This window comes from Rhodococcus daqingensis, assembly GCF_042665615.1.
In the GTDB taxonomy this organism is placed as follows: domain Bacteria; phylum Actinomycetota; class Actinomycetes; order Mycobacteriales; family Mycobacteriaceae; genus Rhodococcus_G; species Rhodococcus_G daqingensis.
This window is the reverse complement of record NZ_JBHTCS010000009.1, coordinates 276,346-303,263: the sequence shown is the minus strand read 5'-3', so window position 1 is coordinate 303,263 and position 26,918 is coordinate 276,346. Positions and strand designations below refer to the sequence as shown.

Sequence of the window (26,918 nt, the reverse complement as noted above, 5' to 3'; positions counted from 1 at the left end):
AGGCGGCGGGCGCCGGTGATGTCGGTGCCCGCCGCGCTCGGTCCGGATGGCTTTGACCAGGCAATTTGTTGGCCGTAGTGGCAATGGTGTAACTTTCTTCCAGCACGCAGGAGCAAGCACTGAGTGCGCAGAGAGAACTGAATACGGGGCTATGGCGCAGCTGGTAGCGCACCACACTGGCAGTGTGGGGGTCAGGGGTTCGAGTCCCCTTAGCTCCACTTCACGAGGAAGCCCCTCACCGCGCAGAGAATGCGGGTGAGGGGCTTCCTCGTTGTCGTGTACATCGGTTCAGCCCAGCAGCGGAGGTCCTTGCTCGATGCGGGCGCGAACCGCGTCGAACTCGCTGAGCTGCTCGAAGGGAAACCGTTCGTCCCACCAGGTGGCGCCGGCGTCGGCGAGCGGGCCGACGATGTCGGTTGCGGCCGCGCCGCCGGGGCTGGATCCGCCGACCGCGAGCTCGAACGGTTGATCGGCCAGTCCGGCGGCGCTGCGGTGGGTATGGATGTAGGCGTGCATGTCGGCGACGACTTCGGGGGTGGGTGGCCGGTCCCACGAGCCGGTGGTGAGGATCGCGCCGTCCCACCGGGCGGCGCGGCGGGCGGGTGGCGTGTGGGGCCAGTCACCGCCGACCCAGATCGGCACCCGCGGGCGTTGAAGAGGGGTGGGTCGCATGATCACGTCGTCGACGGTGACGTGGCGGCCGTGGAAGGTGACCGGTTCACCACTCCACAAACGGGTGATCACGTGCAGACCTTCGTCGAGCATGTCGGCCAGCACCTTGGGGTCAGTGGGTTCACCGAATCGGCCGTACTCGTTGTCGATCGGGTTACCGAGGCCGACACCGAGGATCATGCGCCCACCGGAGAGCCGGTCGAGTGTGGCGATCTCGCGGGCGAGCTGGCGTGGCCGGCGGCGCGGGATCGGGGTCACCGCGGTGCCCAATCGGATCCGCTGGGTGGCCAGTGCGGCCGCGGTGAGCAGGATGTTGGAGGCGGCGAAATCGCCGACCAGATCGCGGTTGTAGCCGATCATCTGGTCCCAGACGAACAGTCCGTCCCGGCCCGCGTTCTCGGCCAGCCGCGCCGATTCCCCGACAACGCGCGGGTCCGCGAAATCCCCAAGGTTCGGGATGTTGATCGAGCACCGCATGGCTCCAGTGTCGTCCAGGCCACCGACACGATCCCGGATGTTCCCGGGTAACGAATCCTCAACGTTTGGTCGAGGGTTCTGGTCGGGACCCGAGGGGCTCTGGTTCACTGTGGTGCGAATGTGACCTGTGTGACTTGAGTTGTATTTGTCTCGGAAGGAGAGCGGCGTCTGCGGACGCCCATCGCCAGATGCACAAGACCTCCCTGATGGCCGTGCTGGCGGTCGCCGCCCTGACCACGATCACGCTGCCCGCGGGCGCGCTGGCGGAACCGGTCGCCGAGGCCGCCGCCGAGACCCCGTTGACCGGGAAGACGGTCTTCCTCGACCCCGGGCACCAGGGCACGGCCCACACCGAGAACCTCTCCAGGCAGGTCGACGACGGCCGCGGGGGCAAGAAGGACTGCCAGACCACCGGCATGACCAGCCGCGGCGGCGTCGCCGAGCACACGATCAACTGGGACGTCTCGCAGCTGGTGAAGACGAGCCTGGAGACCCTGGGCGCGAAGGTCGTGCTCAGCCGCCAGGACGATTCCGGCTGGGGCGGCTGCGTGGACGAGCGCGCCCGCGCGGCCAACGACTCGGGCGCGGACCTGGCCATCAGCATTCACGCCGACTCCACCACGGCGGAGGCGGACGCGACCAAGCGCGGGTTCCACATGATCGTTCCCGAGCTGCCGGTACCCGACCCCGCCGTCGACAAGGTCCAGTCGGGTGCGGGCCTGCAGGCCTCGCGACAGATGCGCGACGTCTACGTCAAGAACGGCTTCACTCCCGCCAACTACGCGGGGGTCGTCGAGGGGCTGCAGACCCGCGGTGATGTGGCAGGTCCCGCGCTGACAACCGTCCCGCTGGTGTTCGTCGAGATGGGCAACGGGTCGAACCCCGAGGACTCGGCGGTCCTCGACACCATCGACGGCCGGCTCAAACATGCGATCGCGATCACCACCGGGGCCGTCAACTTCCTGATGGACGGCGGGACCGTCGCTTCGACGCCGGCCACGGGAGCCAGCACCACCACGAGCACCACCACGCCTGCTGCGCCCGCGAGCACCACCACGCCTGCTGCGCCGGCGACGACCACCACGGCGGTCGAGCCGACCACGCCGCCCGCTACGACCACGACGAAGCCCGCACGGCCCAGCACGACGACCCCGGAGAAGGCGGCCCCGGCGGACTCCGGGCTCAGCGAGGTGCTCGTGATGTTGCAGCCGCTGCTCGAACAGCTGGGCCTCGGCGGCTTCACCGGGCTGGCCACCGACGAGAACCTGGGGCTGGTCTCGAAGCTGCTGAGCGGGCTGCTCGAGGCGCTGACCGCGCAGGGCGCCCAGGGCTGAGCCCCGACGGGGCCGCAGTCCAGCCCGATTCGACCGACTTGAGATGATGGCCGGTCGAGTCGGGAGGTCGTGCGGTGGCAAAACGAGTGATACCGGTGGTCCTGGTAGCGGGATTCCTCGGTGCAGGAAAGACCACCCTGCTCAACCACCTGTTGCGCAACAACCGCGGCGTGCGGATCGGTGTCATCGTCAACGACTTCGGCGCCGTCAACATCGACTCGATGATGGTGGCGGGCCAGGTGGATTCGATGGTCTCGCTGAGCAACGGCTGCCTGTGCTGCGCGGTGGACGTGAGCGAGATGGACTCGATGCTCGACCGGCTCGCCCACCCCCGCTCGCAGATCGACGTGATCGTCGTCGAGGCCAGCGGGCTGGCGGAGCCGAGGAACATGGTCCGGCTGGTGCTCGGCAGCGAGAATCCGCACATCGTCTACGGCGGGCTGGTGGTGCTCGTCGATGCCGTCGAGTTCGAGGACACCAGGGCGGCCAACCCCGAGTTGGACCTGCACGTGCGGATGGCGGACCTGTTGGTGCTCAACAAGACCGACCGGATCTCCGAACCCGACCTGCGATCGGTGCTGGCCCGCATCGAGGACCTGGGCGGCCGGTCGCCGGTGCTGCCCACGGCGCACGGCCGCATCGACCCGCGGCTGCTCTTCGACGAGGTGACCCGGGTCGACGACGGCCCCCGTCAGCTCAGCCTCGACGAACTGCTCGCCGACCCGCACGACCACGACTGCACCGGCCACGACTGCTCCGAGCACGATCATCTGCACGACCGCTACGAGGCCGTGACGTTCACCAGTGCGCAGCCGATGGACCCGCGGGCCCTGACCCAGCTCCTCGAGGATCCGCCGCCCGGCCTGTATCGCGTCAAAGGCTTTGTGTACTTCGGCATTCCGGGATACACCCAGCGGTACACGCTGCAGACCGTGGGCAGGCACATCCGGTTCGAGACGGGACCGTGGGGCAGGGGAGCGGCCCGCGTCACCGAGCTGGTGCTGATCGGTTCCGGCATCGACGCGGACGTGCTGCGCCGGCGCATCAGCGATTGTGTCCGGGTACACGAAAGCGGTGCCGCGTCATTGCGCGGCACCGCCGCGGCGGCCATGACAGGCGTGCACCGCTACGTGGTGGAGAGCTAGAACCTAGGGACGCGTGGCGCGACGGCGACGCTGATTGCTGCCGCCGCCCTGCGAGCCCCCGGACCCCGGCGTCTCGCTGCTGTACATCACCTTGGGCTGCGCGGAACCCTGACCGCGTCCGCGGCCACCCGATCCGCGACCACCGCCGGCGGCGGCACCCTCGCCGCCACGGCCCGCTCCGGAACCGGACTGTCCGCGGCCGCGTCCGCCGCCCTGGCCACCGCCGCTACGAGCGCCGCCCTGTGCACCGCCACGACGCTGACCACCACCACCGGCACCGCCCCGGCGTCCGCCGCCCTGGCCCTGCGGCTGGGTGGCCGGCTTGGGTGCGGGGATCACGTGCGGCGCGATCTCGCCGACCAGCGCGTTGACCGGATCGGAATCCGCGGTCACCTGCTGCGGGGTCACCTTGATGGCGGCCTTGCGCATGAGGATGGCGAGGTCCTTGCGCTGCTCGGGCAGCACCACCGTCACGACGTCGCCGGCGCTGCCCGCGCGTGCGGTGCGGCCGGAGCGGTGCAGGTATGCCTTGTGCTCGGCGGGCGGGTCCACGTGCACGACCAGCTCCACGTCGTCGACGTGCACGCCGCGCGCCGCGACGTCGGTCGCGACCAGGACGCGGGCCTCGCCCGCCGAGAACGCGGCCAGGTTGCGGTCGCGCGCGGCCTGCGACAGGTTGCCGTGCAGGTCCACCGAGGGGATGCCGGCCTCGGTGAGCTGGCGGGCCAGCTTGCGGGCCTGGTGCTTGGTGCGCATGAACAGGATCCGGCGGCCGGTGCCGGACGCCAGCTTGTGCACGAGCTCCTTCTTGGCCTCGACGCCGTGCACGTCGAACACGTGGTGCGTCATCGCGGCGACGGGCGAGTTGGCCTCGTCCACCGAGTGCAGCACCTCGTTGTGCAGGAAGCGCTTGACCAGCTTGTCCACGCCGTTGTCGAGGGTCGCGGAGAACAGCAGCCGCTGTCCCTGCGTCGGGGTGGCCGCGAGGATCCGCGTCACGACGGGCAGGAAGCCCAGGTCCGCCATGTGGTCGGCCTCGTCGAGGACGGTGATCTCCACGGCGTCGAGGGAGACGAACTTCTGCTTCATCAGGTCCTCGAGGCGACCGGGGCACGCCACGACGATATCGACGCCCGCCTTGAGGGCCTGCACCTGACGGTGCTGCGAGACGCCACCGAAGATGGTGGTGACGCGCAGGTCGTAGGCGTTGGCGAGGGGCTCGAGCGTCGCGGTGATCTGGGTGGCGAGCTCGCGGGTCGGGGCAAGGACGAGCCCGAGCGGGCGGCCCGGGCGACGCTTGCCGCCCGCCAGGTCGCCGGCCAGGCGGGCGACCATCGGGATGGAGAAGGCGAGGGTCTTGCCGCTGCCGGTCTTGCCTCGTCCGAGCACGTCTCGGCCGGCCAGGGTGTCCGGCAGGGTGTCGACCTGGATCGGGAAGGGGGAGGTGATGCCGCCGTCGGCGAGCGCCCTCACGAGGGGTTCGCGCACGCCGAGGTCAGCAAAGGATTTCGTCATGTGGGTCGAGTGCCTTTCAGGCATCGGGTTGCACTGTTCGACGCACGGGGGAATCGAGAGGATCCACACGTCTGTCAGCACAAGATGGCGAGATTGCCGGTGGGCAAAATCGATCGCCGTAAGAAGAGCTCGTGCTGGGGTGCACCGATCAACGAGTTCGTTGAGGAAGCGTTCCACGACGTTTGGCGCGCATACAGCCGCGCCAGGTGTCACCAAGGATAGCCGACGATCGGACCACTCCGACCGTCGGCTGCGTCACACCTCTACAGCCCAACCCATTCTGTGACGCCGTCCGCGAAGTGTTGCCGCTTCCAGATCGGCACCTCGGCCTTGATGCGTTCGACCAGTGTGGAGCACGCCGCGAAGGCCTCCGCGCGGTGCGGCGCCGCGACCGCGGCGACCAGCGCCAGATCCCCGACGACCAGGGGGCCCACCCTGTGCACGGCCGCGACCGGGAGCCCGGTCTCGGCGGACACCTGCTCGCAGCACTCGCGCAGGAAGCGCTGGGCGTCCGGGTGCGCCTGGTACTCCAGGGCCGAGACCGACTGTCCGCCATCGTGGTTGCGCACCACGCCGCTGAACAGCACGACCGCACCGTGCTCGGGGCCCGCGACCGCCGCGTCGACCGCGGCCTGGTCGATGGGGTCGGTCGAGATCAAAGCGAGAAGCTCACGCATCGTGCATCCCTCCACCGGAGACCTGCGCCAGCAGGTGTTCCAGGATCGGTTCGAGTACCGACATGCCGTCGCGGACACCGCCGGGTGAGCCCGGCAGGTTGACCAGCACGGTGCGGCCGGACAACCCGGCCAGTCCCCGGCTGAGCGAGGCATACGGGGTCTTCTCGGCCCCCTTGCGGCGCATCGCCTCCGCGAGTCCGGGCAGCTCCCGGTCGAGTACGGCGCGGGTGGCCTCCGGGGTCTGGTCGGTGGGGGACGTGCCCGTTCCGCCGGTGGTCACCACGAGCGCGGGCGCACCGGTGAGCGCGTCGGCCAGCCCGGCGGCGATGTCGGCGTCGGCGTACACCAGGGGACCGCGCACCGAGAGTCCCTGGGCGGTCAACCATTCCGCGATGACGGGCCCGGTGGTGTCCTCCCTGGTGCCGCGTGCACCCCCGGTGGAGGCGACGAGGACGACGGCGGATCGAGGTCCGGCCGTGGGGGTTTCGACCTCGGCCTCGGTGGTGTTTTCGGCATCGGGGCGAACCCAGTGCCCGTGCTTGCCGCCCTCCTTGGTCAGCAACCGCACACCGTTCATGGTGGCTGCGGGATCGACGGCCTTGACCATGTCGTGCAGCGTCAGCCCGGCCACGGCGACCGCGGTCAGCGCCTCCATCTCGACGCCGGTCTGGCCGGTGGTCTTGGCGGTGGCCTCGACGGTGATGGTGGTCTCGGTGAACCCGAACTCGATCTTCACCGAGGACAGCGAGAGCTGATGGCACAGCGGGATGAGCTCGGAGGTGCGTTTGGCACCCGCGATGCCCGCGATCCGGGCGGTCGACAGTACGTCTGCCTTGGGCATGCCGTCGGCGCGGACCAGGGCGATCACCTCGGCGGTGGTCTGCAGTTCCCCGCCCGCCACCGCGATCCGGGTGGTGGTGGCCTTCGCGCTGACATCGACCATGCGCGCGCGGCCCTCGCCGTCGAGATGAGTCAGCTCGTTCGTCGTCGGTTTGTCATTCACAGTGGCCACACCCGCACGTTGTCTCCCGCCTTCATTGTCGTCACATTCTCGGGGATGTCGATCAGGACGTCCGCGCGGGCCAGCGCCCCGACCAGGTGTGAACCCGGTCCGGACTCGAGGGCGACGCCCCCGTCGACCCGCCTGCCGCGCAGGAATTGGCGCTTGCCCGGAATCGAGGTGATCGGCTCGGCGAGCGCGAGTTCCTCCTGGGGGACGGGGGGCAGGCCCGCGGCCCGGCGCAGCAGCGGCCGCACGAACACCTCGAAGGAGACCATCGTGCTCACCGGGTTCCCCGGAAAGTTCAGCACCGGGACGCCATCGATCTCGGCCAGGCCCTGTGGCCCGCCGGGCTGCATGGTGGTGTGCCCGAACCAGCCGCCCAGCGGGGTGAGCACCTCGCGCACCACCTCGAAATCGCCCATCGACACCCCTCCGGAGGTGACCACGAGGTCCGCGGAAGCGGTTGCGCGGCCCAGGATCTCACCGAACACGGCGAGGTCGTCGTCGCTGCGTTCGACGAACACCACGTCCGCGCCGTTCGCTGTCAGGCTCGCGGCCAGGGCCACGGAGTTCGATTCGTAGATCTGTCCGGGTCGCAGCGGCTCGCCTGCACGGACCAGTTCGGCCCCGGTCGCGATCACCGCCGCCCGCGGGCGGCGCAGGACCGGGACGGTGGCGAGGCCGACCGCCGCGAACAGCGACAGGTGCCGGGCACCGAGCGCGGTGCCCGCCGCCAGCAGCAGATCGCCAGCGCGGACGTCGGTGCCCGCCTCCCGGACGTACTCGCCTGCGCGGCGTGGCACCCGGATCGTGACGGTGTCCTCGGTGGAGTCGGTGTCCTCGACCGGGACGATGGCATCCGCGCCCGCCGGGATCACGGCCCCGGTCATGATCCGGACCGCGCTCCCGGGGGCGAGCGGGGCCGGCTCGGCGGGACCCGCCGCGATGGTCCCGGTCACAGGCAGGGTCACCGGCACTGCCGCCAGGGAGGCAGCGGCGACCGCGAACCCGTCCATCTGGGAGTTGCGGAAGAGGGGGAGGTCCAGGGGGGAGCGGACGTCGGCGCCCAGCACCCGTCCGAGTGCCTCGGTGACGGCGACGTCCTCGACGATCGGCGCCAGCAGCGGCGCGAGGAGGCGCTGCACCTCGGTGGAGTGCTCCTCGACAGATCTGCTGGTCATGGCGTTTCCTGCGACATGGGGACAATCCTAGGCAGGCGCTCGGCGCGACGAGCAACCCGTGTTGGCCGCATACTGGTGGGGTGGCAGAGCTGATGACGCGATGACTGCGACCGTCAGAGCGGTCCAGATGGGAATGCCGCGCGTCCGCAACAGCCACCCGTCGATCGCCGATCGTCCCGACGTCCCCGAGTTGGTCGACCGGTTCGGCCGGGTGGCCAGGGACCTGCGCGTGTCGATCACCGAGAAGTGCTCGCTGCGCTGCACCTACTGCATGCCCGCCGAGGGCCTGCCCGCGATCCCGCGTGAGCGATTGCTGACCGCGGCGGAGATCGTCCGGCTGGTTCGGATCGCCGTCGAGGAGCTCGGTGTCCGGGAGGTCCGGTTCACCGGCGGGGAGCCGCTGATGCGCCCCGACCTCGAGGAGATGATCGCCGGCTGCGCCGCAGCGGTCCCGGGGATCCCGCTGTCGATGACCACCAATGCGGTCGGCCTCGAACACCGTGCCGAGGCGCTGGCCGCCGCAGGCCTGACCCGGGTGAACGTGTCCCTCGACTCGATCGACCGCGCGCACTTCGCCGAGCTCACCCGTCGCGACCGCCTGCCCTCGGTGCTGGCGGGCATCCGCGCCGCGGCCGCGGCCGGCCTCGCCCCGATGAAGATCAACGCCGTGCTGATGCCGGAGACCCTCGGCGGCGCAGCCGATCTGCTGGAGTGGTGTCTCTCGGAGGGCTGTCACCTCCGGTTCATCGAGGAGATGCCGCTCGACGCCGATCACGCGTGGGCCCGCGACTCGATGATCGCCGCGACCCAGCTGCTGGAGGTACTGGGCGAGCGCTTCGAGCTGACCGAGGCGGGACGCCCGGATGATCCCTCCGCCCCCGCGGAGGAATGGCTGGTGGACGGCGGCCCGGCCACGGTCGGCATCATCGCCTCGGTCACCAGGAACTTCTGCGGCGACTGCGACCGGACCAGGCTCACCGCGGAGGGGACCGTCCGGTCCTGCCTGTTCAGCGACGACGAGATCGACCTTCGCGCCGGGCTGCGCTCGGGCGCGAGCGACGAGGACCTCGCACAGTTGTGGCGGGGCGCGATGTGGAACAAGTGGGCGGGCCACGGGATCAACGCGGCGGGTTTCGAACCGCCGCAACGCAGCATGGGGGCGATCGGTGGCTGAACAGGCGATTCTGGTGCGCTACTTCGCGGCGGCAGCGGAAGCGGCCGGGTGCACCGAGGAATCCGTGCGGATCGGTGCGGGGGCCGACCTCGGGGCGCTGAGGTCCGTGCTCGTCGAACGGCACGGTCCCAAGATGGAGCGGGTGCTGACGGTCGCCGCATTCCTGCAGGACGACGAGTTGACCCGCGACCTCGGCCTCGTGGCCGCGTCGCGGGTCGACGTGCTGCCCCCGTTCGCCGGCGGCTGATCAGCCCTCGGCGGTCATTCACTCGTCGAAGGTGCCTCGGTGGCCAGCCACTCGTCGAATGTGACAGCGCCGTAGCGGTTTTCCGTCGTCAGGTTCAGCCCCGCGCGCAGGAAACGGCCGGGTGCACCGGGCACCGGAACCGGGAGCACCAGAGCCCGGCTGCCGGTGGCGCGCTTCCAGGACTCGGCCAGCTCACGCATCGTCCGGACCTCCGGGCCGCCGACCTCGATCCGGCCGTCGGCGGTGGTGGACTCGATCAGCGCGGCGTCCGCAAGGGCGCGGGCCAGGTCCGCCGTGGCGATCGGCTGGAAGCGGGCGCCGCGAACCGCCGGGATCACCCCCAACCGCGCGGTCGTGGCGAAGATGGACCGCAGCAGCTGGTGGAACTGGGTGGAGCGCACGATCCGCACGTCCAGGCCGGATGCGGAGTAGATGCCCTCCTGCTCGGTCAGTGCGTCGTAGTAGGAGAACCGCACCCGGTCGACGCCGACGATCGACAGCAGCACCGCTCGCCGCACACCCGCCGCCTCGGCCGCGCGCACGAGGTTTCGGGCGCCCGTGGTGAACACCGGCCTGGTCCGTCGGGTCTGGCCGTTCACCGCGGAGATCACCGCGTCGACGCCGTCGAGCGCCGCGGCCAGGCCCTCGCCGGTGAGCAGGTCCGCGGTGACGTGGTCGGGGGCGGGACCGTCGGGGGAGTGCCTGCTCAGGGTCAGCACCCGATGCCCGCGCGCGCGGAGTTCGGCGACCGCCGCCGCGCCTGCGGTGCCGGTGCCGCCCGCGACCAGGACGGTGCTCATCGCGTCACCTCCACCAGTCGTCGAGCGGTGACACGGGCACCGCGCGCTTGTGCCGGGTGCCCAGGTACATCGACTCGAGCTTCTCGGCCACCGCCGCGGTCACGTCCTTGCCCTCGAGATAGTCGTCGATCTCGCTGTAGCGCAGGCCGAGTGCCTCCTCGTCGGGCAGCGCGGGCCGGTGGTCCTCGAGATCGGCGGTCGGGACCTTGGCCCAGGTGCTGGCGGGGGCACCGAGATGCTGCAACAGCGCGGCGCCCTGTCGCTTGCTCAGACCGGTCAGCGGCGTGAGGTCGACGCCACCGTCGCCGTACTTGGTGAAGAAGCCGGTGATCGCCTCCGCGGCATGGTCGGTGCCGATCACCAGGTGGCCGAGCTGTCCGGCGATGGCGTACTGGATCACCATCCGCTCGCGGGCCTTGATGTTGCCGCGCACGAAGTCCCGCAGCTCACCGTCGTGCCCGATGATCTCGGCGAGACCCCCGGCGCTCTCGGCGGCCGCGGCGTCCGTGCTCGGCTTGATGTTCACGGTCACCGAGCGGTCCGGCTTGATGAACTCGAGCGAGATCTGGGCGTCGTGCTCGTCGGCCTGCACGCCGTACGGCAGTCGGACCGCGACGAATTCGGCGTCGTGGCCTTCTTCCCGCAGTTCGGCGGTCGCCAGTTGGGCCAGCCGGCCCGCCAGGGTGCTGTCCTGGCCGCCGCTGATCCCGAGGACGAATCCCTTGGCGGGAGTGGAGCGCAGGTAGCCCTTGAGGAAGTCGATGCGCGCCCGCACCTCGCCCTCGGCGTCGATCGTCGGTTTCGCGCCGAGTTCTTGCAGGATTTCCGCACGGAGATTCGCCATGCGCGTCACTCTAGTGCCCCGCGCCCGAAGTCTTCTCGCGGTTGCCGGGGCCCACGCGGCGCCTCGCTGCGTTGTCGGAGTCCCAGGTAGAACCCCGCTACCTGGGACTCCTCCGCCTTGCGATGCATCCACGTGGATCCCCGGCAACCATCAATTGACTTCGAGCACGAGGCACTAGCGACGGTGGGCGGTGCGCGCGCGGGTGCGCGCGGGCACCGGTCACCGGGCGATCCGGCGGGCGATACAGTGCCACGCGTGCCCAACGTGACCACACCCAGGTTCCTCGTCGTGTCCGCCACCGCGGGGGAGGCCGCGTACGTGCCCGACGAATTCGAGGTGGTCGTCACCGGCATCGGAAAGGTCGCCGCGGCCGTGGCGGTCACGGAGGCGCTCGCGCGATTCCGCCCCGAGGAGCGTCCGTCGGTGGTCAACATCGGTACCGCGGGCGCGCTGCACGAGCACCATGCCGGGCTCTTCGCGCCGTCCGCGGTGCTCAATCACGACATCAGCGCCGACGTGTTGCGCTCGCTCGGGCACCCGGTGACGGATCGGATCGCACTCGAGGACGGAGACGGCTCCGTGCTCGCCACCGGCGATGTGTTCATCTCCGACGTCGCGGTGCGGGACGCGCTCGCGACCCGGGCGGACCTCGTCGACATGGAGGGCTTCGCGGTCGCTGCATCCTGTGCGCGGATGGGTGTCGGGTGCCGAATCGTCAAGCACGTCAGCGATCGCGCCGACGAGTCGGCCATGGACTGGCCGGCGCAGGTGGACGCGAGTGCCCGGATCCTCGGCACCTGGTTGATCGAGAACCTGTAGCGCCGCAGTCGTTATCGGGCGCGCAGGCCCAGTCCGTCGCCGTCCGCCTGCATCACGCGGGCCCGGTCGGCGTCGACGGTGAAGGTGGTCTCGCCGTTCAGCACGTTCAGCACCGCCCGTTCGACCTCGGCGACCTCGGGCTCGCAGGCCATCCGGGTGGTGGCCAGCGGGCCGAAGGTGACCTTGTCGCCCGCCACCTGGGCGGTGCCGGTGATCCGGTTGCACCCGGCGGAGCCGGTGACCGATCCGTCCTCGCCGATCAGCAGGTTCGGGGCGGCGGTCTCGAGGGCGACCGACGTGGTGACCGCGGTCGGGCCGATCAGCTGGTCGACGACCCAGGTGGTCCCGGTGATCGGGCGGTCCGGGGTGGCGACCTTCTTGTCCACGAGGGTGACCGCGGTGTCGCCGGTGGTCAGGGTGAGGGTCTCGCCGGTCAGGGTCCAGGCCGGGCCCGCCTCGAACAGCGAGGTCATCCACTCGTCGGCGCCGGCGGTGTCGCCGACGCAGGCCATCATGGTGGTCGCTATCGGCCCGGTGACCATCTTGCCGTCGGACAGGTCGACGGTGCTGTTGCCACGGTTGCAGCCGGCGGTCATGGAGATCCGGTCCGGCTGCGCGAACTCGACGGTGAGCGGCCCGCCGCCGGGGATCGGGGTGCCCTCGACCTCGGTGGAGATGAACGTGCGTCCCTGGAGATCCGCACCGCTCGGCGTCGACGCGCTCTCCGCGCTACAGGCGGTGAGGAACGCGGCGGCGAGCAGGGCGAATCCGGCCAGACGGCGAAGGCGCATGCCCGGAGCCTAGTGCCCCGCTGGGGTTTCCGTGACCCGCCGGGCCAGATCCTCCCAGGCGTCGGCGATCCGCTCGATCGGCATGTGCAGGGTGCGGATCTGGTGCATGACCAGCGATGCCTCGACGGGAGCGAGCAGGCTGTGGGCGAGCAGTGGGATGTCGCCCCGGGTACCCGCGGCGCGCAGCAGCATCATCACGTGGGTGAGGCTGACCTGGCGTGGGGCGCTGCCGAATCGGAGCTCGGGGGAGTCCTCCACCGCGCGGAGGGTGTCGCCGCTGAGGCCCACCAGCGCGATGCGGGCACGTCCGAAGGCGACGAGCCGGTCGATGGGGTCGGCCCCCGGACCCAGGGGTGGCGGTCCGTACATGAACGCCTGCTGCAGTTCCTGCTCGGTGTGGTCGAGGAGGGCCTGCATCAGCCCCGATCGACTGCCGAACCGTCGGAACACTGTGCCCTTGCCCACACCGGCCTTCGCGGCGACCGCGTCCATCGTCACCGCGTCCGCGCCCCGCTCGGCGACCAGCGCGGCGGCGGCGTCCAGCAGCAATGCCCGGTTGCGCACGGCGTCGCAGCGTTCAGCCTCGGGCTGTCCGGCCATCGGGATCGGGGTGGTCTGCACGGAGGCGATCGTACCCTCCCGGGAATATAAGTGGACCGCGGTCCGGTTAGCTGATATACCTAGATCGGCAAGCGCCCCCGGATCATCGAAGGAAGTCTCATGTCCCACGCCAACGTTCTCGTCCTGGTCGGCAGCCTGCGCGCCGCCTCCGTCAACCGCCAGCTCGCCGAGGCCGCCGTCACCGTCGCGCCCGAGGGTGCGAACGTCACCGTGTACGAGGGCCTCGCCGAGGTGCCCTTCTACAACGAGGACATCGACGTCGCGGGCACCATCGACAGCGTCGAGGCGCTGCGCGCGGCCGCCGGTGCGGCCGACGCCCTCCTGCTGGTGACGCCCGAGTACAACGGGACCATCCCCGCCGTCCTCAAGAACGCCATCGACTGGATCTCCCGCCCCTACGGTTCCGGCGCCGTCTCTGGCAAGCCGGTCGCCGTGATCAGCGCCTCCCCGAGCCCCAACGGTGCGAAGTGGGCCCACGACGACACCACCAAGGCCGTCGGTGTCGCCGGTGGCAAGGTCGTCGAGGACGCCGCGCTCGTCATCGGCGGTGCCTTCGAGAAGTTCGGTGATCGCCACGCCAGCGAGAACGCCGAGGTCTCGGCGCAGCTCGCCAAGGTCGTCGCCGATCTGGTCAACGCGACCAAGGTGCTCGTCGACGCCTGACCCAGCTTTCCCATTCGGGCCCGGGCGGTGCATCACGCACCGCCCGGGCCCGGGTTCGTGTGTGGGCAGCGCGTCGGGTGGTCAGTCGAGCGTGACCCGCATCAACTCGGTGCGTGCGACAACCCGGTCGCGTTCGTCGGCGAGCGCGAGCCGGCGCTCGTCCTGCATGTATCCGTCCAGCGCCGACTGGGATTCGAACGTGAACATCTGGATCTCGAGCGGCTCATCCCCGGTGCCGTCGGTGCGGGCCCGCTGCAGCACCCGGCCGCCGTGCTCGGTGACGAGCTCCAGGACCCGATCCTCGTACCTGACGAGGCCTTCCTCTTCGCCCGGCCGGGCCCACAGCAGTACGCACAGTGAAATGCTCACAGCGGCAGCCTAACCGGGATCCGGCCCTCATCGACGGTTCCCTGGCAGGGCTACTACAGCCCGGCCTGCTCGAGGGCGTCGTCGACGGCGTCGCGCACCTCGTCGATGCTGCGGCCCGCCGACAGCTCGTTCATGGTGAGGGCCTCGATCTGCGGCTCGACCTCCGCGTACCGGGCGAGCCAGCGTTCCTTGTCGGCCTGCCAGTAGCCCATGATGTCGAATCGTTCCGTCGCCCAGCCCAGGTCGCGGCGGACGTGCCTGCGGATCTGCCTCGAGGCCCCGGTCTCGCCCGCGGACCAGATGTAGCCGGGGCCCTCGGGGAGCCGGTGCTCCCGCAGCCACCGGGGCAGTGCGCTCGGGGTGTGGCCGTTACCGGTGCCGTGCAGCCAGGTCACCGTCAACTCGGCCGCGGTGTCCCAGTCCTGCTCGTCGGCCGGCTCCGGGAGTTCGGCGACCAGGCGGGTCTCGACACCTGCAGGCAGGCGCTCGACGATCCGCGCGGCGGCGGGGAGGGCGCTCAGGTCGGCGAGCAGCAGTTGCCAGCGCGCGTCCGCCGGCGGCCGGTACCAGCCCTTCGGGTGGGACAGCCGCACCGGCATCCCCGGCTCGGCCGCGCGTGCCCACTCGGCCGCCGCTCCGCCCGCGTGCACCGCGAAGTCGATGTCGAGCCTGCCTGCGCCCGCATCCCAGCGGCGCACGGTGTAGCTGCGCCGGTGGCCGTCGCCGAACTCGATGAGCAGTCGCTCGTCGGGGTCGCCGCTCGAGGCGAACGCGGCGGGTTCCGCGAGCGCGAATCGGATCCGGCGCAGGCTGGGGGACAGGTGGGTGGTCGACACCACCGCGGCGTGGAACTGGGGATCGTCGGCGGTCGGCACCGCCTCACCCTAGGCCGGGCGGGGGCCACCCCATGCATATCGGGGAAGCGCCGCGCGCGGCACGGCGAAAATGTGACCTGCGACACGCCGAGGGGGTCTGTTCGTGGCGGGGGTGGATGCCTTACGACCTGGGAATTCCATGGTTGTGGTTCACAACATCTCGCGTTCTATGGATATGTCGGCCACTAGGTGTAGTGTCTAGAACACCGAGAGGGCATAGCCGGAACGGTCGAGAAACATAGGCCGGAGCGCTGTCCAGTAGGTGAGATCCACATGATCTTCCGCGTCACTGACCATCAGTTCCGTAAGCCAAAGAAAGAGGGACTTACATGAGCATCACCGTCTACACCAAGCCGGCGTGCGTTCAGTGCAATGCGACCTACCGGGCGCTCGACAAGGCCGGTATCGAGTACTCCGTCATCGACATCACCGAGGACTCGGAGGCCCGCGATTACGTGATGGCCCTGGGTTACCTGCAGGCACCCGTCGTGGTTGCCGGCGACGATCACTGGTCGGGATTCCGCCCGGACCGGATCAAGTCGCTCACCACGGCCGCTGCTTGAAGATCGTACGGAGATGATCGGCAGTGACCTCGCTGGTCTACTTCTCCAGCGCGTCGGAGAACACACACCGCTTCGTTGAGAAGCTGGGCCTCCCGGCGACGCGCATCCCGCTCCACGACCGCGACGGCACGTTCGAGGTCGACGAACCGTACGTCCTGATCCTGCCCACCTATGGCGGTGGGACGACGGTGACCGGACGCGACACGAGCTACGTGCCCAAGCAGGTCATCAGATTCCTCAACAACAAGCACAATCGCTCCCTCATCCGGGGGGTGATCGCTGCGGGCAATACGAACTTCGGCGAGTCGTATTGCTATGCCGGAAACGTGATTTCGCAGAAGTGCCAGGTGCCGTACCTGTACCGATTCGAACTCATGGGAACCGCCGACGACGTAGTCGCCGTCCGCGACGGGCTCGAACAATTCATGGAGAGTGAACAGTGGCACCGACAATCACAGACACAGCCCCGGCTGGGAGTGTAGAGCGGGCTGTGGCACGACCCGACGCCTCCGCGGGGGAGCTCGACTACCACGCGCTGAACGCGATGCTCAACCTCTACGGCCCGAACGGCGAGATCCAGTTCGATAAGGACCGCGAGGCCGCGAACCAGTACTTCCTCCAGCACGTCAACCAGAACACCGTCTTCTTCCACAACCAGGACGAGAAGCTGGACTACCTGGTCAAGGAGAACTACTACGAGCGTGAGGTTCTCGACCAGTACACCCGCAACTTCGTCAAGTCGCTGATCGACCACGCGTACTCGAAGAAGTTCCGGTTCCCCACCTTCCTCGGCGCGTTCAAGTACTACACCTCGTACACGCTCAAGACGTTCGACGGTAAGCGGTACCTGGAGCGCTTCGAGGACCGTGTCTGCATGGTCGCCCTGACCCTGGCCGCGGGCGACGAGGAGCTGGCCACCAAGCTGGTCGACGAGATCATCGCCGGCCGGTTCCAGCCGGCCACCCCGACCTTCCTCAACTCGGGCAAGAAGCAGCGCGGCGAGCCCGTGTCCTGCTTCCTGCTCCGCATCGAGGACAACATGGAGTCGATCGGTCGCTCCATCAACTCCGCCCTGCAGCTCTCCAAGCGCGGCGGCGGAGTCGCGTTGCTGCTCAGCAACGTTCGCGAGCACGGCGCCCCGATCAAGAAGATCGAGAACCAGAGCTCGGGCGTCATCCCGATCATGAAGCTGCTCGAGGACTCGTTCTCGTACGCGAACCAGCTCGGCGCGCGTCAGGGCGCGGGCGCGGTGTACCTGCACGCGCACCACCCGGACATCTACCGCTTCCTCGACACCAAGCGTGAGAACGCGGACGAGAAGATCCGCATCAAGACCCTCTCGCTCGGCGTGGTCATCCCGGACATCACCTTCGAGCTGGCGAAGAAGAACGAGGACATGTACCTCTTCTCGCCGTACGACGTCGAACGCATCTACGGGAAGCCGTTCGCGGACATCAACGTCACCGAGAAGTACTACGAGATGGTCGACGACAAGCGGATCCGCAAGTCGAAGATCAAGGCGCGCGAGTTCTTCCAGACCGTCGCCGAGCTGCAGTTCGAGTCCGGCTACCCGTACATCATGTACGAGGACACGGTGAACCGGGCCAACCCGATCGCGGGCAAGGTCACCCACTCGAACCTGTGCTCGGAGATCCTGCAGGTCTCCACGCCGTCGGAGTTCAACGACGACCTGTCCTACAGCAAGACCGGCAAGGACATCTCCTGCAACCTCGGATCGCTGAACATCGCCAAGACGATGGACTCGCCGGACTTCGCGCAGACGATCGAGGTCTCCATCCGTGCGCTGACCGCCGTCGCCGATCAGACCTCCATCGACTCCGTCCCGTCGATCAAGAAGGCGAACGACGAGGGACATGCCATCGGTCTCGGGCAGATGAACCTGCACGGGTACCTGGCGCGCGAGCGGATCCACTACGGCTCCGACGAGGGCATCGACTTCACGAACATCTACTTCTACACGGTGGTGTTCCACGCGATTCGGGCCTCGAACGAGATCGCCAAGGAGCGCGGCACGTACTTCGCGGGCTTCCCGGAGTCCAAGTACGCCTCCGGTGAGTACTTCGACAAGTACACCGATCGGGTCTGGGAGCCGGAGACCGAGCGGGTGCGGCAGCTGTTCGCCGACGCAGGCGTGCACATCCCCACCCAGGACGACTGGCGCGAACTGAAGGCGTCCGTGCAGCAGCACGGCATCTACAACCAGAACCTGCAGGCCGTCCCGCCGACCGGGTCGATCTCGTACATCAACAACTCCACCAGCTCCATCCACCCGGTGGCGTCGAAGATCGAGATCCGCAAGGAAGGCAAGATCGGTCGCGTCTACTACCCGGCGCCCTACCTGACCAACGACAACCTGGAGTACTACCAGGATGCCTACGAGATCGGGTACGAGAAGATCATCGACACCTACGCCGCGGCCACCCAGCACGTGGACCAGGGCCTGTCGCTGACGCTGTTCTTCAAGGACACCGCCACCACCCGCGACATCAACAAGGCGCAGATCTATGCGTGGCGCAAGGGCATCAAGACGCTGTACTACATCCGGCTGCGTCAGATGGCCCTCGAGGGCACCGAGGTCGAGGGTTGCGTCTCGTGCATGCTGTGAGTGTGGCGTACGGCTCGAATGGAGTGAGGCAATCGTGAGCGAGAAGATCAAGCTGATCGACCGGGTGTCGGCGATCAACTGGAACCGCGTCCCGGACGAGAAGGACGCCGAGGTGTGGGACCGCCTCACCGGTAACTTCTGGCTGCCGGAGAAGGTCCCGGTGTCCAACGACATCCCGTCGTGGAACACCCTGACCGCGAACGAGAAGCAGCTGACCATGCGGGTCTTCACCGGCCTGACATTGCTGGACACGATCCAGGGCACCGTCGGTGCCGTCAGCCTGATCCCGGATGCGATCACCCCGCACGAGGAGGCGGTGTACACCAACATCGCGTTCATGGAGTCGGTGCACGCGAAGAGCTACAGCTCGATCTTCTCGACGCTGTGCTCGACCCGCGACATCGACGACGCCTTCCGCTGGTCCGAGGAGAACCCGAACCTGCAGCGCAAGGCGCAGATCGTCATGGACTACTACCGTGGCGACGATCCGCTCAAGCGCAAGGTCGCCTCGACTCTGCTCGAGTCGTTCCTGTTCTACTCGGGCTTCTACCTGCCGATGTACTGGTCCTCGCGGGCCAAGCTCACCAACACCGCCGACCTGATCCGGCTGATCATCCGCGATGAGGCCGTGCACGGGTACTACATCGGCTACAAGTACCAGAAGGGCCTCGAGCAGCTCACCCAGGCCGAGCGCGAGGACCTCAAGGACTACACGTTCGAGCTGCTCTTCGAGCTCTACGACAACGAGGTCGAGTACACCCAGGACCTCTACGACGAGGTCGGGCTCACCGAGGACGTCAAGAAGTTCCTCCGGTACAACGCCAACAAGGCGCTGATGAACCTCGGCTACGAGGGGCTGTTCCCGAAGGACGAGACCGACGTGAACCCGGCGATCCTGTCGGCGCTGTCCCCGAACGCGGACGAGAACCACGACTTCTTCTCCGGGTCCGGCAGCTCCTACGTGATCGGCAAGGCCGTGAACACCGAGGACGAGGACTGGGACTTCTAGAACCGCCCGTCGAATTGACTCTGGGGTGGGCACGCCAATGCCCACCCCAGCGAGGATCACATACGCAATCCGGTGTTACGACTTGAAGCGTATGGATCCTCACCTCCGGTTGCAACTCTCCTGCTGCAACTCACAACTAGGTAAGGAAGCCATCATTACCAAGCACATGATCAATTACGACCTGTCCGCGCCCGGTCGGAACTACACGGCGCTCACCGAAGCAATCAAGGCACTCGGACGCTGGTCTCATCCAGTTGAGTCCACCTGGATCGTGTCGTCATCTCTGACGCCAGCTCAGATCCGCGATCGGCTACGCGGGAAGCTTGACAGCAACGACAAGCTGATCGTTGCGGAAATGTCGGGCGCCTGGGCCTCGACCAGGGTGTCAACCAGGGTGACTGACTGGCTGAAGACTGCCGCCTAGCATTCGGATCCGCCACCAAATGTGGCACCGTCCCAATTGGGAGGGGTGCCACATTCAAGCGCGGGCGTCTGTGCGCTTCATTCGTGCCGCGAACGGGACTGACGAGGTCGGGCTTGACCGAGGCCCGTCAAGAAGTTCCTGCGCTACAACGCGAATAAGGCGCTGATGAACCTCGGCTACGAGGGTCTGTTCCCGAAGGACGGGACCGCCGTCAATCCGGCGGTCCTGTCGGCGACGAACGCGGACGAGAATCGCGAGTTCTTCTCCGGCTGCAGCCTCCTGTTCGCCGCGGCGCCTCCACATCCACTCGACCGAGTGGCTTTACCACCGGTCACTCCGAAGGAAGGTCCTCATGGGCCAGACCGTCGACGGCGCGTTCGCCGAACTCGACCGCAACCTCAATCTCGATCCTAAGCAACGCCTGCAAGCTCAGAACCGGCACAACGCGATCCGCGAGGTCCTTGATGACGCCGGCTTCGTCGCGACCAGCTTCCTGCAAGGGTCCTTCGCCCGCAAGACGATGCTTGCGCCGCTGAAGGACGTCGACATCGTCATCGTCCTTGAGGAAGCTCATTGGAAAGAACTCCAAGGCCCGAAGGGTCCCGAGACTGCAATGGGCTGGTTCCGGCAAACCGTCGAGAATGCCTGGCCGAATGCGAAATTCGACAAGGGTGACAAGCCGTCGGGGAAGGCCTTGCGGGTCACCTTCCCCGACATCGACTTCGATATCGACCTGGTCCCCGCCTTCGATCTCGACGGCGCGAACGTGTTGATCGGTGATCGCGATCAACAGCATTGGGAGCCCAGCAACACCCGTCGTCAGATCCGTGCGGTTGCTGAGCGTAACCAGGCCACCGGTGGCCGCTTCGTCCACCAGGTTCGCCAGCTCAAATCGTTGATCAAGAACCACGAGGAGCAGCTCGGTTTCGTCAAGGGCATCGTCGTGGAATCGCTCGCGTACGCAGCGATCCACGTGAAGGCATCGGACAAACGCGCTATCGCCGAGTCTCTAGAGCATGCGAAGACCGCGGTCCGAGGTGGCGTAATCGAACCCGCCGGGGATGACAATGTCACGGCGAAGTGGACGCAGACTGAGCGGGAGGTCGCCGCCAAGCTGTTCAGCGACTTCGCTGCCCGGGCGGCCGAAGCGCTCCGGCTCGAGGTCGATGGCGATGTCGAAGCCGCGATCGACGTCTGGCACAGCCTGTTCGGTGACAGCTTCCCCGTGGCCGGCGACCGGTCGCCCGAGGCGGTGCTAGCGGCGTGGAACAGCGTCGGAAGCAGGACCAGCACCGGCAGGCCCTCGATCTCCACGAGCGGCCGGCAACCCACTCGCCCGGGGCGGGCATGGGCACCGCGCTGACAGCACTGTTCGAGGATCCCCAGCGTGCGATCGACAGACTGATGGGAACGCATGCTGGGATCGTCGTCGACCGCGCCTGGGCACCGCGCATCGGCGGTTACGTTCTCGATCTCACCTTGTTCCCGCCGCCAGAACTGGATGCTGCCGGCTACGACGAAGAACGAGCCCGTATCAGCGTCAGGGAGCACGGCGAGCCCCTGACGTTTCCGCTCGGTCCCGAGCGCCGATGGAAACACCGGTATCCCTCGCCGCTCGGGGTGGGCTTCGGCTACATATGCGGGCAGCTGTGCCTGTGGTTACCAACCGACCCGCGACCGCTGAAGTGGGTGCCCGAGGACGGACTCGAGAACTATGTCGACCGGGTCCACCGTCACCTGTTCCTGGAAGAACACTGGCGCCGAATGGGCCACTGGGCTACCGAGGACGCCCCGCACGGCGCACCTACCTCCAACCACCTATCGAACGGTTCGGCTACGGACACGTTCCCAATCACCAGCCGTCCGCTGCTCCGGGCGGTCCGGATGTGGGAGCACCACCACCGCACCCACACGTAACCAATCCACGAAAGTAGCAATGACCGACCTCTCCGATCTCGTTCAAGTTATCCCCCTAGCCCTCGGATCCTCCGTGCTCGGTGGACTACTCACCGCCGGCATCGCCGGCCTGCGCGAGTCTGCTGGAAAGCGGCGCGAGGGATACGCCCTTGCCACCCGCACCCTCGTCGCCCGTGCCGAATACCCCTACCGCGTCCGACGCCGAACGTCAGATAACGCCGAAACACTTACCTCGCTCGCCAAGCTCGGCAGTGACCTCCAGGAACAGCTCGCCGCATCCAGGATCTGGGTCGGCACCGAAAGCCCGCGTCTGGGGAAGATCTATGTACAAACGGTCACCGATATCGACGCGGCAGTCGGTCCGGCAACCCAGGACGCCTGGTCCCTCCCCCCGATCACCTCTGGCAACCAGATGAACCTCAACGGGTGGGGCCCCGGAGGCAGTCCCCACGATCACATCACCGCATTCGAACGTGCAGTTCGATGGCGATTTGGAATCCGACGCCTCGTTCCTTTCGCTCCGCGCTGCCCGTAGCTGAGCAATCGACGGCAGGGCAGTCTTGTGTCCGTGGCAATGGAAATTACATGGCTGATGAACCCCTCAACCTGGGGATTACATGACCACTGACATCTGGTTGTGAAGTGGTTCGTACATAGCTGACCGCAGATGCTGGCTCTACGACAACGAGGTCGAGTACACCCAGGACCTCTACGACGAGGTCGGGCTCACCGAGGACGTCAAGAAGTTCCTGCGGTACAACGCCAACAAGGCGCTGATGAACCTCGGCTACGAGGGGCTGTTCCCGAAGGACGAGACCGACGTGAACCCGGCGATCCTGTCGGCGCTGTCCCCGAACGCGGACGAGAACCACGACTTCTTCTCCGGGTCCGGCAGCTCCTACGTGATCGGCAAGGCCGTGAACACCGAGGACGAGGACTGGGACTTCTGAGTCGTCTCCCGGCCGACACGCCGATGAAGGGCCCCCGCACGTGTGCGGGGCCCTTCACGCGTTCCGACGATCGGGCTAGCGTCGACATCGTCGGATTTCACTTCAGGTGAGGAGGCGGCGATGACCGGACGAGTGGTGCACTTCGAGGTCCCGTTCGACGACGGGGACCGGGCGAGGGACTTCTACAAGCAGGCGTTCGGGTGGAACAACACCGAGATGCCCGAGATGAGCTACACGATCGCGGGCACCGGACCGGTGGGCGAGCAGGGCATGCCCACCGAGCCCGGATACATCAACGGCGGCATGTTCGAGCGCGTCCCGGAGTACCCGCAGGGGCCGGTGATCACCATCGACGTGGAGAGCATCGACGTCGCCCTGGCCAGGATCAGCGAGCTGGGCGGCTCGACGGTCGGGGAGAAGCAGGCGGTCGGCGAGATGGGGTTCGCTGCCTATTTCAAGGACACCGAGGGCAACATCATGGGTCTGTGGGAGAACGCCGGCTGAACCACGCCTCGGGCACCCCGCGTAGCGCCTTCTCGATGCGCCGCGCCGAGCTCTCGGTGAGGTCCGCCGGCAGCGCCTCGGGCGCGAACCAGGCGACCGCGAGGTTCTCCTCGTCGGCCGCGCGGGCCTCGCCCGCGGTGTGCCGTGCCAGGAAGCAGACGTCGAGATAGCTCGCGACATCCCCGTTCGGGTAGGTGATCGGACCGGCGGTGTCGACGCTGGTGATGCGTACGAGCTCCGCCTCGACGCCCGTCTCCTCGAGGATCTCGCGCACCGCGGCCGGGCCGGGTTCCTCGCCGGGTTCGAGGATGCCGGAGACCACCGCCCACCTCCCGTTGTCGGCCCTGCGTGTCAACAGGATCCGGCCCGCACCGTCGACGACGACCGCGCTCACGCCGGACAGCCACAGCGGGGCGTGTCCGAGGTGAGCGCGGAGGTCGCGGACGAACCGGGGGATCGGCACGGGGGCCTAGTACCGGAAGGTGACCGGGGCGGCCTGCGCGCCGGAGTACGGCAGCAGGATGCTCGGCTGCAGCGCCGCCGCGAACCGGGCAGGTACATCGGTGAACTCGGACGTGCCCGCCTCGGCAGGAGTATCCAACTGTGCGAACCGGATCCGGTTCATGGCATCGGTACCGACCATGTTGCCCTCCGAGGTCTCCGCGGACAGGAACGTGCCCTCGGGCGTGAACTCGATCCACGGGTCGGCGAGCGCGATCTCCGCGAGGTGGAAGCGGGTGAACGAGACCACGGTGCCCCGATAGCGAGCGGTGCCCAGGCCGGTCGCCGGATCGACGTCGGCGGACTCGAGTTCGAAGGTGAGCCGGCCGTCCTTGCGGACGGTGGCGCCATCGCCGCCCACGACGGAGCCCTGGGTGGTGCGCTGCACCAGGTCGGTGTAGCCGGGCGCGAGCGCCCACAGCAGGTCCTGGGCCGGCGCCGTCGGCGCGTCGGGGCCGGGGGAGGGGTCGAAGTTCACCGGGACCGACAGCTCCTCCGCGGCGTTGACGGCGTCCGCGGCGGCGTAGGTGTACACGCCGTAGGCCGCGTCGGGGGCGGCCGTCGCGGGCTTCTTCACGGTGAGTGTGGCGGTGAAGGAACCGTCGCCCGCGAGCGGCACCCACTGCTGGCGGATGGTCCTACGAAAATCGAAGGGCGCGTCCGGTACCCGATTCAGTGCGTCCTCGGACATCACCCACGCGGTGGCCGAGCGCTGCTGTCCGACCCGGGCCTGTGCGGGTGCGTCCTGCGACGGACGCCACTGCGGCGCGAACGCGCCGAACGCGACGAAGGTGCCGTGCGGGACACCCGGCGGCACCGGAACCGGTAGCCCGCCCGTGTTGGCCCGCGGGTCGAACCCGGTGCCGCGCACCACGATCCGGTCACCCTCGTGCACGGCGGTGTCGCCGAGCGCGGTGGTGCCGTCGGCCGCGAACAGCTCGATACGGGCCTGCTGACCCGGTCCGGCAGGCGCGGCGACGGCCGGAGCCGTCACCGCGAGCGAGCCGATGAGGCCGGCGGCGAGCGCGGCGAGGGCGCCGCGGACCCTAGTTGACGTAGCCATTGAGCGAGGCCTCGAGGTCGGCGAGGATGCCGCGGGCGGCGATGACGCCGATGCCGGTCATCCAGATCTCGTCGTCCACGCTGAAGACGCGCCTGTCCTTGACGGCGCCCAGCTGCTCCCACAGCCCGCCCTCCATGACCTCGACGCCCTGCCCCTTCGCCTCGTCGCCGTAGAAGCTCACGTAGATCACGTCACCCTCGGCGTTGCTCAGCTGTTCCTCGCTGATCTCGGCGAACCGCTTGTCCTTGGCGTCCGTGAGGCGCTGGAAGGGCGGACGCTGGACGCCCGCGTCGGTCAGGACCTGACCGGCGAAGCTGTCCGGCCCGTAGATCCGGATGACACCGGGCATGAAGCGGACGACGGAGGCCTGCGTCTGCGAGGAGTCGAGGGTCTCGCCGGTCGCGGTGGCCGCGCCCTGGTAGGCGTCGACGGCCTCGCGGGCGGCCGCGCCGCGACCGAGTGCGGTGCCGTCGAGGACGACGTTCTCCTTCCAGCTCGTGCCGACCTTCTCGGTGAAGGTGGTCGGCGCCACCGCGCTGAGCTGCTCGTAGAGCTCCGGGGTGCGGAACTTCGAGCCGAGGATGAGGTCCGGCTTGAGGCCGGCGATCTTCTCGATGTCCGGTTCCTGCAGGGTTCCGACCGGCGGGACCGCGGCGATCGTCGCACCCAGGTACTCGGGCTGGGCGCCGACCGCGCCGGTCACCGCGGCGCCGACCAGCCGGTCCTGCAGGCCCAGGGCGCAGACCGTGTCCAGCTTGTCGGTGTCGAGCACGACGATCCGTTGCGGGTCCGCGGGCACCTCGGTCTCGCCCGCCGCGTGCACGACCTTCCGCGTGGTGCCCGTCACGCCCGCGGGGTCGACGGGAGCGGTTGGCGCGCAGACGTTCTCGGTGTCCCGGGCATTGCCGAGCACGCCAGCGCCCGCGACGTTGGTGGTGCTGCGCACGATGCCGTCGGCGGCGGCGTCGTCGGTGCCGGACCCGCCGCACGCGGCGAGGACCACCGCCGTGGCCGTGAGCAGGGCCGCGGACACGACGCGGACGGGGCGAGGCTTGTGCATGATGAGGGTCCTCCTGGGCTGTCGGGCGGTGTCGAGACTAGCTGCGGTGCGGGTCGACGTCGTAGGCCGCGGCCAGGTCGTCGAGGATGCCGCGCGCGCCCTGCACGCTGACCGCCGCCATCCAGACCGTGTCGTCGACGTCGATCTTGCGGCCGCGCAGGCCGGCCCAGAGCGGGTTGGTGAGGAACGGCTGGGCGTGGTCGGCCACCGCGGTGCTGCCGTCGGGGGTCTGGTAGGTGGAGACCAGGATCAGGTCGGCGTCGGCCTCGGTGATCAGCTCGGGGCTGATGTCGTTGGCGATGCTGGAGGGCTTCGCCGGGTCCGGTGCCGCGCTGGCGGGCCTGGCGAGACCGGCGTCGGCGAGCACGATGCCGCTGAACGAGGTGCTCCGGTAGATCCGGGCGGTCGGCTCACCCGCGAAGCGGACCACCGATACGGTCGGGTTGTTCGCCTTCGCGTTGATCTCGCCGCCGACCGCCGCCGCCCGGTCCTCGTAGGCGCCGATCTTCTGCTCGGCGAGGTCCTCCTTGCCCAGCGCCTTGCCGAGCAGGCGGATGTTGTCCTTCCACGTCGGCCCAGTGGTCTCGGACATCACCGTGGGCGCGATCTTGGACAGCTGCTCGTAGATCTCGCCGTGCCGAACCTTCGCGGACACGATCAGGTCCGGCTGCAGTTCGGCGATCTTCTCCAGGCTGGGAGTGGCCAGCGGGCCCACCGCGACGGCGTCCTTCGCGAACTCGTCGCGCGCGTCGCCGAGATAGTCCGGCAGGGTGTCGGTGCGATAGGTGACGTACCCGACCAGATCGGTCTCGAGAAGCAGCACGGCATCGGAGTAGCTGGTGTCGAGGGCGACGACGCGCTTGGGGGCGTCGGGGATCTGCGTGGATCCCATCGCGTGATCGATGGCGCGGGGGAACGCGGCCTGTGCGGTCGGTTCGGGGGCCGCCTCGGTATCCGCGCTGGAGCAGGCGGTCAGGCCGATGAGCGCGGCGGCCGCGCCTGCGACGAGCACGAACAGTGGATTCTTGCGGGCCTTCACAGAAAACTCCTGTCACATCGTTAGGTAAGCGAAACCTTAGCAAGGCTGACCTTTT

30 protein-coding genes, 1 tRNA gene and 2 pseudogenes are annotated in these 26,918 nt (G+C 68.4%); 18 read left to right on the top strand and 15 right to left on the bottom strand.

The features are described 5' to 3' along the window. Positions 1 to 145: 145 nt before the first annotated feature. Positions 146 to 218, top strand: a tRNA-Ala gene (locus ACFQS9_RS05930). A gap of 70 nt (positions 219 to 288) precedes the next feature. On the opposite strand, the gene ACFQS9_RS05925 is transcribed toward ACFQS9_RS05930, so the two are convergent. Beyond that, positions 289 to 1,149: an LLM class flavin-dependent oxidoreductase gene (locus ACFQS9_RS05925; protein ID WP_378402490.1), complete on the bottom strand. Its 861-nt coding sequence runs from the start codon at positions 1,147 to 1,149 to the stop codon at positions 289 to 291. Positions 1,150 to 1,337: 188 nt separating this feature from the next. Here ACFQS9_RS05925 and ACFQS9_RS05920 point away from each other — a divergent pair, with 188 nt between their 5' ends. Then, positions 1,338 to 2,483 (top strand): N-acetylmuramoyl-L-alanine amidase, encoded by a 1,146-nt coding sequence (locus ACFQS9_RS05920; RefSeq protein ID WP_378402488.1) that lies wholly within the window; start codon positions 1,338 to 1,340, stop codon positions 2,481 to 2,483. A 74-nt stretch (positions 2,484 to 2,557) separates the two neighbouring features. Next, positions 2,558 to 3,628 (top strand): CobW family GTP-binding protein, encoded by a 1,071-nt coding sequence (locus ACFQS9_RS05915; protein ID WP_378402486.1) that lies wholly within the window; start codon positions 2,558 to 2,560, stop codon positions 3,626 to 3,628. A 3-nt stretch (positions 3,629 to 3,631) separates the two neighbouring features. Here ACFQS9_RS05915 and ACFQS9_RS05910 read toward each other — a convergent pair whose 3' ends face one another. From ACFQS9_RS05910 to ACFQS9_RS05895, 4 genes are all read right to left on the bottom strand, one after another. Then, positions 3,632 to 5,143, bottom strand: a complete 1,512-nt coding sequence (locus ACFQS9_RS05910; protein ID WP_378402484.1) for a DEAD/DEAH box helicase — start codon at positions 5,141 to 5,143, stop codon at positions 3,632 to 3,634. 263 nt (positions 5,144 to 5,406) lie between these two features. After that, positions 5,407 to 5,820: a molybdenum cofactor biosynthesis protein MoaE gene (locus ACFQS9_RS05905; protein ID WP_378402482.1), complete on the bottom strand. Its 414-nt coding sequence runs from the start codon at positions 5,818 to 5,820 to the stop codon at positions 5,407 to 5,409. After that, positions 5,813 to 6,823, bottom strand: coding sequence for a bifunctional molybdenum cofactor biosynthesis protein MoaC/MoaB (gene moaCB / locus ACFQS9_RS05900; protein WP_378403166.1), 1,011 nt, complete (start codon positions 6,821 to 6,823; stop codon positions 5,813 to 5,815). The genes ACFQS9_RS05905 and moaCB overlap by 8 nt, the downstream gene beginning before the upstream one ends. Beyond that, a complete protein-coding gene (locus ACFQS9_RS05895) occupies positions 6,820 to 8,004 on the bottom strand; it encodes a molybdopterin molybdotransferase MoeA (RefSeq protein ID WP_378402480.1) in 1,185 nt (394 codons plus the stop codon). The genes moaCB and ACFQS9_RS05895 overlap by 4 nt, the downstream gene beginning before the upstream one ends. A 100-nt stretch (positions 8,005 to 8,104) precedes the next feature. Between ACFQS9_RS05895 and moaA the strand changes: the two genes are divergently transcribed. After that, the gene (gene moaA, locus ACFQS9_RS05890; RefSeq protein ID WP_378402478.1) at positions 8,105 to 9,178 is read left to right on the top strand and encodes a GTP 3',8-cyclase MoaA; all 1,074 of its coding nucleotides are present in this window, start codon (positions 8,105 to 8,107) and stop codon (positions 9,176 to 9,178) included. Further along, positions 9,171 to 9,425: a MoaD/ThiS family protein gene (locus ACFQS9_RS05885; protein WP_246044740.1), complete on the top strand. Its 255-nt coding sequence runs from the start codon at positions 9,171 to 9,173 to the stop codon at positions 9,423 to 9,425. The genes moaA and ACFQS9_RS05885 overlap by 8 nt, the downstream gene beginning before the upstream one ends. A gap of 14 nt (positions 9,426 to 9,439) precedes the next feature. On the opposite strand, the gene ACFQS9_RS05880 is transcribed toward ACFQS9_RS05885, so the two are convergent. Further along, positions 9,440 to 10,225, bottom strand: coding sequence for an SDR family oxidoreductase (locus ACFQS9_RS05880; RefSeq protein WP_378402475.1), 786 nt, complete (start codon positions 10,223 to 10,225; stop codon positions 9,440 to 9,442). Positions 10,226 to 10,229: 4 nt separating this feature from the next. Then, positions 10,230 to 11,069, bottom strand: a complete 840-nt coding sequence (gene nadE, locus ACFQS9_RS05875) for an ammonia-dependent NAD(+) synthetase (RefSeq protein WP_378402473.1) — start codon at positions 11,067 to 11,069, stop codon at positions 10,230 to 10,232. A gap of 264 nt (positions 11,070 to 11,333) precedes the next feature. Here nadE and ACFQS9_RS05870 point away from each other — a divergent pair, with 264 nt between their 5' ends. Further along, the gene (locus ACFQS9_RS05870; protein WP_378403164.1) at positions 11,334 to 11,888 is read left to right on the top strand and encodes a nucleosidase; all 555 of its coding nucleotides are present in this window, start codon (positions 11,334 to 11,336) and stop codon (positions 11,886 to 11,888) included. Positions 11,889 to 11,899: 11 nt separating this feature from the next. Here ACFQS9_RS05870 and ACFQS9_RS05865 read toward each other — a convergent pair whose 3' ends face one another. Beyond that, positions 11,900 to 12,679 (bottom strand): META domain-containing protein, encoded by a 780-nt coding sequence (locus tag ACFQS9_RS05865; RefSeq protein WP_378402471.1) that lies wholly within the window; start codon positions 12,677 to 12,679, stop codon positions 11,900 to 11,902. A 9-nt stretch (positions 12,680 to 12,688) separates the two neighbouring features. Then, positions 12,689 to 13,279 (bottom strand): TetR/AcrR family transcriptional regulator, encoded by a 591-nt coding sequence (locus ACFQS9_RS05860; protein ID WP_378403163.1) that lies wholly within the window; start codon positions 13,277 to 13,279, stop codon positions 12,689 to 12,691. 120 nt (positions 13,280 to 13,399) lie between these two features. On the opposite strand from ACFQS9_RS05860, the gene ACFQS9_RS05855 reads away from it, so the two are divergent. Continuing rightward, positions 13,400 to 13,963: an NAD(P)H-dependent oxidoreductase gene (locus tag ACFQS9_RS05855; protein ID WP_378402469.1), complete on the top strand. Its 564-nt coding sequence runs from the start codon at positions 13,400 to 13,402 to the stop codon at positions 13,961 to 13,963. 81 nt (positions 13,964 to 14,044) lie between these two features. Here the strand turns inward: ACFQS9_RS05855 and ACFQS9_RS05850 are convergent, their stop codons facing one another. Both ACFQS9_RS05850 and ACFQS9_RS05845 read right to left on the bottom strand, forming a co-directional pair. Beyond that, positions 14,045 to 14,332, bottom strand: coding sequence for a hypothetical protein (locus ACFQS9_RS05850; RefSeq protein WP_378402467.1), 288 nt, complete (start codon positions 14,330 to 14,332; stop codon positions 14,045 to 14,047). Positions 14,333 to 14,385: 53 nt separating this feature from the next. Next, the gene (locus ACFQS9_RS05845; protein ID WP_378402465.1) at positions 14,386 to 15,207 is read right to left on the bottom strand and encodes a siderophore-interacting protein; all 822 of its coding nucleotides are present in this window, start codon (positions 15,205 to 15,207) and stop codon (positions 14,386 to 14,388) included. 329 nt (positions 15,208 to 15,536) lie between these two features. Here ACFQS9_RS05845 and ACFQS9_RS05840 point away from each other — a divergent pair, with 329 nt between their 5' ends. From ACFQS9_RS05840 to ACFQS9_RS05790, 11 genes and pseudogenes are all read left to right on the top strand, one after another. Next, positions 15,537 to 15,770, top strand: coding sequence for a redoxin NrdH (locus ACFQS9_RS05840; RefSeq protein WP_378402463.1), 234 nt, complete (start codon positions 15,537 to 15,539; stop codon positions 15,768 to 15,770). A gap of 23 nt (positions 15,771 to 15,793) precedes the next feature. Further along, complete coding sequence (nrdI, locus tag ACFQS9_RS05835; protein WP_378402461.1) at positions 15,794 to 16,252, top strand: class Ib ribonucleoside-diphosphate reductase assembly flavoprotein NrdI; 459 nt, start codon at positions 15,794 to 15,796, stop codon at positions 16,250 to 16,252. Further along, entirely contained in the window at positions 16,210 to 18,396 is a 2,187-nt protein-coding gene (gene nrdE, locus ACFQS9_RS05830; protein ID WP_378402459.1) for a class 1b ribonucleoside-diphosphate reductase subunit alpha, read from the top strand. Before nrdI ends, nrdE begins: the two co-directional genes overlap by 43 nt. Positions 18,397 to 18,442: 46 nt before the next feature. Beyond that, complete coding sequence (gene nrdF, locus ACFQS9_RS05825) at positions 18,443 to 19,405, top strand: class 1b ribonucleoside-diphosphate reductase subunit beta (RefSeq protein WP_378403161.1); 963 nt, start codon at positions 18,443 to 18,445, stop codon at positions 19,403 to 19,405. Positions 19,406 to 19,571: 166 nt separating this feature from the next. Then, on the top strand, positions 19,572 to 19,829 hold the full coding sequence (locus tag ACFQS9_RS05820) for a hypothetical protein (protein ID WP_378402457.1): 258 nt from the start codon (positions 19,572 to 19,574) through the stop codon (positions 19,827 to 19,829). A gap of 126 nt (positions 19,830 to 19,955) precedes the next feature. Then, positions 19,956 to 20,099, top strand: a pseudogene (locus tag ACFQS9_RS05815) (class 1b ribonucleoside-diphosphate reductase subunit beta); the annotation flags it as partial. A gap of 82 nt (positions 20,100 to 20,181) precedes the next feature. Beyond that, complete coding sequence (locus ACFQS9_RS05810) at positions 20,182 to 21,192, top strand: SMODS domain-containing nucleotidyltransferase (protein WP_378402455.1); 1,011 nt, start codon at positions 20,182 to 20,184, stop codon at positions 21,190 to 21,192. Further along, positions 21,177 to 21,746 (top strand): hypothetical protein, encoded by a 570-nt coding sequence (locus ACFQS9_RS05805; RefSeq protein ID WP_378402453.1) that lies wholly within the window; start codon positions 21,177 to 21,179, stop codon positions 21,744 to 21,746. Before ACFQS9_RS05810 ends, ACFQS9_RS05805 begins: the two co-directional genes overlap by 16 nt. A gap of 19 nt (positions 21,747 to 21,765) precedes the next feature. Then, on the top strand, positions 21,766 to 22,281 hold the full coding sequence (locus ACFQS9_RS05800) for a hypothetical protein (protein ID WP_378402451.1): 516 nt from the start codon (positions 21,766 to 21,768) through the stop codon (positions 22,279 to 22,281). Positions 22,282 to 22,420: 139 nt separating this feature from the next. After that, a pseudogene (locus tag ACFQS9_RS05795) lies at positions 22,421 to 22,696 on the top strand (ribonucleotide-diphosphate reductase subunit beta); the annotation flags it as partial. A 120-nt stretch (positions 22,697 to 22,816) separates the two neighbouring features. Continuing rightward, on the top strand, positions 22,817 to 23,200 hold the full coding sequence (locus ACFQS9_RS05790; protein ID WP_378402449.1) for a VOC family protein: 384 nt from the start codon (positions 22,817 to 22,819) through the stop codon (positions 23,198 to 23,200). Here ACFQS9_RS05790 and ACFQS9_RS05785 read toward each other — a convergent pair. From ACFQS9_RS05785 to ACFQS9_RS05770, 4 genes are read right to left on the bottom strand one after another with little or no spacing between them, the layout of a single operon-like run. Further along, positions 23,172 to 23,663 (bottom strand): NUDIX hydrolase, encoded by a 492-nt coding sequence (locus ACFQS9_RS05785; RefSeq protein ID WP_378402448.1) that lies wholly within the window; start codon positions 23,661 to 23,663, stop codon positions 23,172 to 23,174. The genes ACFQS9_RS05790 and ACFQS9_RS05785 overlap by 29 nt on opposite strands. 6 nt (positions 23,664 to 23,669) lie before the next feature. Next, positions 23,670 to 24,764 carry an HtaA domain-containing protein gene (locus ACFQS9_RS05780; RefSeq protein WP_378402446.1) on the bottom strand — a complete coding sequence of 365 codons (1,095 nt, stop codon included), beginning with the start codon at positions 24,762 to 24,764 and terminating at the stop codon, positions 23,670 to 23,672. After that, entirely contained in the window at positions 24,748 to 25,824 is a 1,077-nt protein-coding gene (locus tag ACFQS9_RS05775; protein WP_378402444.1) for an ABC transporter substrate-binding protein, read from the bottom strand. Before ACFQS9_RS05775 ends, ACFQS9_RS05780 begins: the two co-directional genes overlap by 17 nt. Positions 25,825 to 25,861: 37 nt before the next feature. Then, positions 25,862 to 26,863 carry an ABC transporter substrate-binding protein gene (locus ACFQS9_RS05770; protein ID WP_378402441.1) on the bottom strand — a complete coding sequence of 334 codons (1,002 nt, stop codon included), beginning with the start codon at positions 26,861 to 26,863 and terminating at the stop codon, positions 25,862 to 25,864. Positions 26,864 to 26,918 lie beyond the last annotated feature (55 nt).

Excerpts from the sequence above, each read along its gene's own strand:
- ACFQS9_RS05925 (WP_378402490.1), bottom strand. The coding sequence starts at position 1,149 with ATGCGGTGCTCGATCAACATCCCGAACCTTGGGGATTTCGCGGACCCG.
- ACFQS9_RS05920 (WP_378402488.1), top strand. The coding sequence starts at position 1,338 with ATGCACAAGACCTCCCTGATGGCCGTGCTGGCGGTCGCCGCCCTGACC.
- ACFQS9_RS05910 (WP_378402484.1), bottom strand. The coding sequence starts at position 5,143 with ATGACGAAATCCTTTGCTGACCTCGGCGTGCGCGAACCCCTCGTGAGG.
- ACFQS9_RS05905 (WP_378402482.1), bottom strand. The coding sequence starts at position 5,820 with ATGCGTGAGCTTCTCGCTTTGATCTCGACCGACCCCATCGACCAGGCC.
- ACFQS9_RS05895 (WP_378402480.1), bottom strand. The coding sequence starts at position 8,004 with ATGACCAGCAGATCTGTCGAGGAGCACTCCACCGAGGTGCAGCGCCTC.
- moaA (WP_378402478.1), top strand. The coding sequence starts at position 8,105 with ATGACTGCGACCGTCAGAGCGGTCCAGATGGGAATGCCGCGCGTCCGC.
- ACFQS9_RS05880 (WP_378402475.1), bottom strand. The coding sequence starts at position 10,225 with ATGAGCACCGTCCTGGTCGCGGGCGGCACCGGCACCGCAGGCGCGGCG.
- nadE (WP_378402473.1), bottom strand. The coding sequence starts at position 11,069 with ATGGCGAATCTCCGTGCGGAAATCCTGCAAGAACTCGGCGCGAAACCG.
- ACFQS9_RS05865 (WP_378402471.1), bottom strand. The coding sequence starts at position 12,679 with ATGCGCCTTCGCCGTCTGGCCGGATTCGCCCTGCTCGCCGCCGCGTTC.
- ACFQS9_RS05860 (WP_378403163.1), bottom strand. The coding sequence starts at position 13,279 with ATGGCCGGACAGCCCGAGGCTGAACGCTGCGACGCCGTGCGCAACCGG.
- ACFQS9_RS05855 (WP_378402469.1), top strand. The coding sequence starts at position 13,400 with ATGTCCCACGCCAACGTTCTCGTCCTGGTCGGCAGCCTGCGCGCCGCC.
- ACFQS9_RS05840 (WP_378402463.1), top strand. The coding sequence starts at position 15,537 with ATGAGCATCACCGTCTACACCAAGCCGGCGTGCGTTCAGTGCAATGCG.
- ACFQS9_RS05820 (WP_378402457.1), top strand. The coding sequence starts at position 19,572 with ATGATCAATTACGACCTGTCCGCGCCCGGTCGGAACTACACGGCGCTC.
- ACFQS9_RS05810 (WP_378402455.1), top strand. The coding sequence starts at position 20,182 with ATGGGCCAGACCGTCGACGGCGCGTTCGCCGAACTCGACCGCAACCTC.
- ACFQS9_RS05805 (WP_378402453.1), top strand. The coding sequence starts at position 21,177 with ATGGGCACCGCGCTGACAGCACTGTTCGAGGATCCCCAGCGTGCGATC.
- ACFQS9_RS05800 (WP_378402451.1), top strand. The coding sequence starts at position 21,766 with ATGACCGACCTCTCCGATCTCGTTCAAGTTATCCCCCTAGCCCTCGGA.
- ACFQS9_RS05790 (WP_378402449.1), top strand. The coding sequence starts at position 22,817 with ATGACCGGACGAGTGGTGCACTTCGAGGTCCCGTTCGACGACGGGGAC.
- ACFQS9_RS05780 (WP_378402446.1), bottom strand. The coding sequence starts at position 24,764 with ATGGCTACGTCAACTAGGGTCCGCGGCGCCCTCGCCGCGCTCGCCGCC.
- ACFQS9_RS05775 (WP_378402444.1), bottom strand. The coding sequence starts at position 25,824 with ATGCACAAGCCTCGCCCCGTCCGCGTCGTGTCCGCGGCCCTGCTCACG.